We start from the raw sequence: 6,154 nt of genomic DNA, 5'->3' as shown, positions 1-6,154 counted from the left end.
GGCTTTCTCTTCCGGCGCGCCGTCGATCTGGTCATACGCTTGGAAGTCACCAAAATACTTGGTGATCGCAGCCGTCAAAGTGGTTTTACCGTGGTCAACGTGACCGATCGTGCCGATGTTCACGTGCGGTTTTGAACGCTCAAACTTTTCCTTAGCCATATCGAGGCGCCTCTTGGTTGGAAGGGGCCTGCATCCGGCCCGAAATTAACATCGCGGGCTAGGTAGTGGCTTCGCGCGGGAAAATCAAGCGTCAGTTGTCCTCGGATGCACTCTCAAGTGCGGCGGGGTCGACATCGGGGGCGAGCACCTCAAGCGCAGCCGCTGCATCTTCGGCTTCCGACGGGCCTTCGGGCGCATTCTCGACACCGAACCACTCACCGTTCGATTGGAGCCAAGTCTCAATCCGTTCAGCGGCATTTCGCGAAAGGATTTCGAGCTGTTGCTCCTTCGTGCGGGTCAGGCCGGAGCCAACCAACGTCTCTCCCGACAGCCCTTCGTAAACCGTGATCAGGCGCGGCTTCTCGTTGAGCTTCTTCTGCGCGGCGTCATCCCATGCAGTCACCGACAGGATCAGCGCGGATTTCGGGGTGAAGATCAGCGGAACCCCAGGCATGGCGAGCGCGTAAGCTTCGACCTTGACGCCAAGATGATAGAGGCGGTCGCCGTCGTAGCGGTTGAGGCGCTCGCCAATCGCGGCCTTCAGAACGGTTTCGACCTCCTCCTCGCTTGCGTCGCGCGAGAACGGTCCCTTTTCCATTCCAGTCGTGACCACTACGTTATGCCCGAAGGCAAAATCGCCCAGATCGACCAACGGGGTTTCAGACGTGATGGCCTTTGTGTCGCTACACGCCACCAAAGTGACGGTAGCAAGGATGGCAAGAAGCGCGCGCAGATAGGTCATGTAGTACCTCGTTTAGCTAAACGTGTTGTCACGCGGGAACCCGTGGGGCGGCTGTTTGCCCACGCCTGCGCGTTTGCCGAGCCATGGGCTCAGGTCTTTCTCGGTGCGAGTGTTGCCGCCCCCCATGGTCCAACTCAAGCCCTCTTCGATATTAAAGGTGGTCAGATCGCTCAGGCCGCCGTCAAGTTCGAGGCTACCTTGTGCGCCACGGGCTTGGTTGTATTTCTGCAACCGAACCCCCTTGCCGCGCGTCATTTCGGGCACCTCAGAGAGCGGGAAGACGAGGAACCTGCGGTTTTGTGAGATGACGGCGACATGATCGCCCGCCACACGCTTGACCACACTGGCCACTTCGCCATCCTTCACGTTAAGCACCTGCTTGCCTGACCGAGTTTGCGCTGCGACGTCTTTCTCAGACACCACGAAGCCGTTGCCGACACTAGATGCAACGATCAGCTTGGCTTCGGGGTCATGGGTGAAAATATCGACGATCTCGACATCATTGGGCAGGTCCACAATCAGGCGCACAGGCTCACCCATGCCCCGCCCACCAGGCAGGGAAGCAGCCGAGAGCGTGTAGAATCGCCCGTTCGACCCCATCAACAAAAGCCTGTCGGTGGTCTCCGCATGGAAGGTGAAACGCGGCCCGTCGCCATCCTTGAACTTCAGCTCGCGATTGAGGTCGATGTGGCCGGACATGGCGCGAATCCAGCCCATCTGCGAGCAGACGACTGTGATCGGTTCGCGCTCGATCATGGCCTCAAGCGGCACATCTGCAGCCTCGGCGGCCTCGGCGAATTGCGTCAGTCGTGCACCGCGCGGGCCGTAATCCTTGCCAAAGGCCTTTTTGACATCGCGCAACTGCTCGGAGATTTTCGCCCATTGCACGTCGTCATTAAGCAGCAGGTCTTCCAACTCGGCCCGCTCTGCCATGAGCGCGTCGCGCTCCTTGACCAGCTCGATTTCCTCAAGGCGGCGCAGTGAGCGCAGGCGCATGTTGAGGATCGCCTCGGCCTGAACCTCCGTCAACTCGCCCGCACCTTCCTTGGCGGGCAGCGGGGAGACGTAGTCCTTTTCCGACATGGCGCGCGGGAAATCACGGCCCCATTCCTCGGCCATCAACGCGGCCTTCGGATCATCGTCATAGCGGATGATGTCGATCACGCGATCAAGGTTGAGGAAGGCAATGATGAAGCCTTCGAGCACCTCAAGACGGTGGTCGATCTTGTCCATGCGGTGCTGGCTGCGGCGCACGAGAACGTCGCGACGGTGATCAAGCCACGCGCGCAGCACTTCTTTGAGCGAGCAAACCTTGGGTGTGCGCCCGTCGATCAGCACGTTCATATTGAGCGAGAACCGCGTCTCCAGATCGGAGTTGCGGAACAGAGTGTTCATGAGCACTTCCGGATCGACATTTTTCGATTTCGGCTCAAGGACCATGCGGACGTCCTCGGCGCTCTCGTCGCGCACGTCACCGAGAATCGGCACCTTCTTGGTCTGGATCAACTCGGCGATCTTCTCGATCAGCTTGGATTTCTGAACCTGATAGGGGATCTCGGTTACAACGATCTGCCACTGGCCGCGCCCTAGATCCTCGACCTCCCATTTCGCACGCAGGCGGAACGATCCACGCCCTGTGGCATAGGCTTTTGCGATGTTCTCTGGAGGCTCGACGATCACCCCTCCCGTGGGGAAGTCGGGCCCCTTGACGTAGTTCAGCAGGGTGTCGTCGCGCACGTCAGGCGTCTTGATCATATGCAGCGAGGCATCAACCAACTCGCAGATATTGTGCGGCGGGATGTTCGTGGCCATGCCAACAGCAATCCCGCTCGACCCGTTCGCGAGGAGATTCGGGAAAGCGGCGGGAAGCACTTCTGGCTCGGTCAGCGTGCCGTCGTAGTTGTCACGGTAATCGACCGCGTTCTCGTTGAGCCCTTCCAACAGCGCCTCGGCGGCGGCTGTCATCCGCGCCTCGGTGTAGCGCGAGGCGGCGGGGTTATCGCCGTCGATATTGCCGAAATTCCCCTGACCGTCGACCAGCGGGTAACGGACGTTGAAATCCTGCGCCAGACGCGCCATCGCATCATAGATCGCTGCATCGCCGTGGGGGTGATAGTTACCCATCACGTCGCCAGAAATCTTCGCCGACTTGCGGAAACCGCCATTGGAGGACAGCCGCAATTCCCGCATCGCAAACAGGATACGACGATGCACAGGCTTCAACCCGTCGCGCGCATCGGGGAGCGCACGGTGCATGATCGTGGACAGGGCGTACTGCAAATACCGCTCGCCAATTGCACGGCGCAGCGGCTCAAGGCTCTCGGGAAGGCCCGCGTTATCGGGCTTGTGTGTCAAATCACTGCTCATGAAATCTGAATACAGGCGCAAACCGCGTCCGACAAGCGACACACCCACCCTTTTGACGCAGCAGTCCCTTTTTCACCTGTTTACAGAAGGTAGAGCCGCCCCTAAGGGAACTTTCTTGCGCATCAAACGTTAGAATCGGATAACATGGTGCTCGCGCTTAAAGGTGAACTGGGGGGTTCTCATGCTGCGTTTAACGTTTTGGACTTTGGTCGGCTTCGTCGGCTGTCTCTATGCTTTCGGTGGTGATTTGACCGCTGACGAACGGGCCGCGATCGAGGCCCGTCGGGCGGATCGCGTGTCGGTTATGGCCGCATTCCGCGATGCCTTCGATGATGGCGATGGCCGCAGGCAAGGCGGCTATGTGCCAACTCTCGCGGAACTCGACGCCATGGGGCAGCGCAATCAAACGCCCACAACAACCACGCCGCAAGATACCGTCCAACTGGCCAGTCTCGACGCGCCGCAGAATGACGCATTGCTCGCTACCACGGTCGGCGCAGCCGTCACTGACCACGCCGTGACCACGGCCACCGACCCCGAGAAGCTCGCTGAGCTTGCCGCGCTTGACGGGAGTGCGCAGGACAGCGCTCCGAGCGCCGAAGCTCTCGCCACCGAGACCACTGACGACATGATTCTACGGGTCGTCTCCGCCAACCGCGTCAACGTTCGCGCAGGTCCGTCCACAGGCTACGGCGTGGTCGGTCAAGTGCTGAAAGCCGACATCGTGCGCGTCGTCTCAAACCCCTATAGCGAATGGGTGAAAATCCTCGTCGAAGGAGACGGCGTCGAAGGCTACATGGCGGCACGGTTCCTCAAGGAAATGACCGACTGACGCGGCACCGCATTTCATTGGCAGATACAATCGGTTATCCCAGACGAAACGCTATATCTGACGGGATCAACCATGCGCTCCATTCTCATCACGGGCTGTTCCAGCGGCATCGGCTATGACGCAGCCCGCACGCTCGCTGGCAAGGGGTGGCGCGTCTTCGCGACCTGCCGTGCGGAGGAAGATTGTGCACGCCTTGAGGCCGAGGGGATGGAGAGCTTCCGCCTCGACTACGAAACCCCCGAAACCATCGAAGCGGCGGTCGAGACCACTCTGGAACGTACAGGCGGCACGCTTGATGCCCTGTTTAACAACGGCGCCTATGCGATTCCAGGTGCCGTCGAGGATTTGCCCGTCGCCGCGCTGCGACAGAATTTCGAGGCGAACCTCTTCGGAAGTCACGACCTCACCCGCCGCGTGATCCCCGTGATGCGCGCGCAAGGCCATGGGCGGATCGTGCAATGCTCTTCCGTCCTTGGCCTGCAAGCGATGCCGTGGCGCGGCTCCTACAATGCGACGAAATTCGCGCTGGAGGGACTGACCGACACCCTGCGCCTAGAAATGCGCGGCACTGGGATTGATGTCATCCTTATCGAACCTGGTCCGATCCGCACTGCCTTTCGCCGCAACGCGCGAAAGCAATTCGACAGGTGGATCGACTGGGAGAACTCCGCGCGCGCCGATCAATATCGCGCCACATTGGTCAAACGCCTCTACGCCGCCGAGACCGCACCCGACCGTTTCGAGCAGGGCTGCGAGGCGGTAACGCGCAAGCTCATCCGCGCGCTTGAGGCCCCCCGTCCGCGCGCGCATTACTACGTCACCACGCCCACCTACATCGCCGCCGCCGCACGCCGGTTCCTGCCTCAGCGCCTGATCGACGTGATCATGTCCCGAATGTAAGTGCCAAGGGGCGCGGCGTTTCGCGTGTTTTTCTCGAACCCAAAACGCGCTATGTGAGAACAAGCATTGTTGGAAGGACATCCCCATGAGCCCATTTCTCACGATCATCGGTATCGGCTGCATCGTCGTCGTCCTAATTCTGGCGCGCGGCATCAGTCTGATGGGCAGAGGTGGCGTCGAGGGCGCAAAGAAGTCCAACACCATGATGAAATGGCGGATCGGCGCGCAGTTCGGCGTTGTGGTTCTCGTGGTGCTCTACGTCGCTTTTGGCGGTGGCAGACCTTAAGCATTCAGCGGGAGAGAACAGATGGTTGTCCTCAACAAAATCTACACGCGCACAGGCGACTCGGGTGAGACTTCGCTTTCGGACATGTCGCGCGCACCCAAACACGCCACCCGTGTGAGCGCTTACGGTACAGTGGATGAGTTGAACGCAGCCATCGGCGTGGCGCGTTTAAGCGCGGAAGGCGAAACCGACAAGGCCCTCGCCACGATCCAGAACGACCTCTTTGACCTTGGCGCCGACCTGTCGCGCCCGCATATGGATCGCGACGATGAGGCAGACTATCCCGTGTTGCGCATCGTGCCTGAGCAGGTCGCACGACTTGAGGTGGAAATCGACGCGATGACTGCGGTGCTAGAACCGCTCAAAAGCTTCATTCTTCCCGCAGGCACGCCGCTCGCGGCCCATCTCCACCTCGCACGCACTGTGGCGCGACGCGCCGAACGCCTTGCCGTGGAACTTGCTGCCGAAGAGGCGGGGGACGCGAACCCGAGTGCAATCAAATACCTCAACCGCCTGTCCGATTGGTTGTTTTGCGCCGCACGCATGGCCAATGACGAAGGCCGCGCCGACGTTCTTTGGGTGCCTGGCGCGAACCGCTAAGCAGAGAATCGCGGAAACTCCAACCATTCTGATGTTAGCGCGTGACTGCGACGATTTTCCCGCGAAACGTGACGTCTTTGGAACGGACCGTGGCGTTTTGGGGCTGTTTTCTGCGTGCGCTAACGCGTAATAAAGTTGCCGAAGTAAGGAACACCGCCCCGACTTGGGCTGTCCAGAAGGGAGATTTACGCATGAAGGTATTGGTGCCGGTCAAGCGCGTGATCGACTACAACGTGAAGGTCAAAGTTAAGGCCGATGGCACGGGTGT

7 protein-coding genes and 1 pseudogene are annotated in these 6,154 nt (G+C 60.1%); 5 read left to right on the top strand and 3 right to left on the bottom strand.

Going from position 1 to position 6,154, the window contains the following annotated elements; all coding sequences use genetic code 11:
* The 3 genes from ACN0SC_RS16510 to ACN0SC_RS16500 form a co-directional block, all read right to left on the bottom strand.
* A partial coding sequence (locus ACN0SC_RS16510; RefSeq protein WP_417250792.1) for a GTP-binding protein occupies positions 1–159 on the bottom strand: 159 nt, incomplete at its 3' end.
* Positions 160–250: 91 nt separating this feature from the next.
* A complete protein-coding gene (locus tag ACN0SC_RS16505; RefSeq protein ID WP_417250791.1) occupies positions 251–901 on the bottom strand; it encodes a hypothetical protein in 651 nt (216 codons plus the stop codon).
* A gap of 12 nt (positions 902–913) precedes the next feature.
* Positions 914–3,268 (bottom strand): DNA topoisomerase IV subunit A, encoded by a 2,355-nt coding sequence (locus ACN0SC_RS16500; protein ID WP_417250790.1) that lies wholly within the window; start codon positions 3,266–3,268, stop codon positions 914–916.
* A gap of 181 nt (positions 3,269–3,449) precedes the next feature.
* Here ACN0SC_RS16500 and ACN0SC_RS16495 point away from each other — a divergent pair, with 181 nt between their 5' ends.
* The 5 genes and pseudogenes from ACN0SC_RS16495 to ACN0SC_RS16475 all read left to right on the top strand — a co-directional run.
* Entirely contained in the window at positions 3,450–4,100 is a 651-nt protein-coding gene (locus ACN0SC_RS16495) for an SH3 domain-containing protein (protein WP_417250789.1), read from the top strand.
* 72 nt (positions 4,101–4,172) lie between these two features.
* Positions 4,173–5,000 carry an SDR family NAD(P)-dependent oxidoreductase gene (locus ACN0SC_RS16490; RefSeq protein WP_417250788.1) on the top strand — a complete coding sequence of 276 codons (828 nt, stop codon included), beginning with the start codon at positions 4,173–4,175 and terminating at the stop codon, positions 4,998–5,000.
* An 85-nt stretch (positions 5,001–5,085) separates the two neighbouring features.
* Positions 5,086–5,286 (top strand): twin transmembrane helix small protein, encoded by a 201-nt coding sequence (locus ACN0SC_RS16485; protein WP_417250787.1) that lies wholly within the window; start codon positions 5,086–5,088, stop codon positions 5,284–5,286.
* A 21-nt stretch (positions 5,287–5,307) separates the two neighbouring features.
* Positions 5,308–5,886, top strand: a complete 579-nt coding sequence (locus tag ACN0SC_RS16480) for a cob(I)yrinic acid a,c-diamide adenosyltransferase (protein WP_417250786.1) — start codon at positions 5,308–5,310, stop codon at positions 5,884–5,886.
* Between the two features lie 77 nt (positions 5,887–5,963).
* A pseudogene (locus ACN0SC_RS16475) lies at positions 5,964–6,154 on the top strand (hypothetical protein); the annotation flags it as partial.

This window comes from Celeribacter sp. (genome assembly GCF_048261515.1).
Lineage (GTDB): Bacteria > Pseudomonadota > Alphaproteobacteria > Rhodobacterales > Rhodobacteraceae > Celeribacter.
This window is presented reverse-complemented; position numbering and strand designations above follow the sequence as displayed.

What these genes read in the sequence shown, in the direction of transcription:
- ACN0SC_RS16505 (WP_417250791.1), bottom strand. Translation starts at nt 901, where the DNA reads ATGACCTATCTGCGCGCGCTTCTTGCCATCCTTGCTACCGTCACTTTG.
- ACN0SC_RS16500 (WP_417250790.1), bottom strand. Translation starts at nt 3,268, where the DNA reads ATGAGCAGTGATTTGACACACAAGCCCGATAACGCGGGCCTTCCCGAG.
- ACN0SC_RS16495 (WP_417250789.1), top strand. Translation starts at nt 3,450, where the DNA reads ATGCTGCGTTTAACGTTTTGGACTTTGGTCGGCTTCGTCGGCTGTCTC.
- ACN0SC_RS16490 (WP_417250788.1), top strand. Translation starts at nt 4,173, where the DNA reads ATGCGCTCCATTCTCATCACGGGCTGTTCCAGCGGCATCGGCTATGAC.
- ACN0SC_RS16485 (WP_417250787.1), top strand. Translation starts at nt 5,086, where the DNA reads ATGAGCCCATTTCTCACGATCATCGGTATCGGCTGCATCGTCGTCGTC.
- ACN0SC_RS16480 (WP_417250786.1), top strand. Translation starts at nt 5,308, where the DNA reads ATGGTTGTCCTCAACAAAATCTACACGCGCACAGGCGACTCGGGTGAG.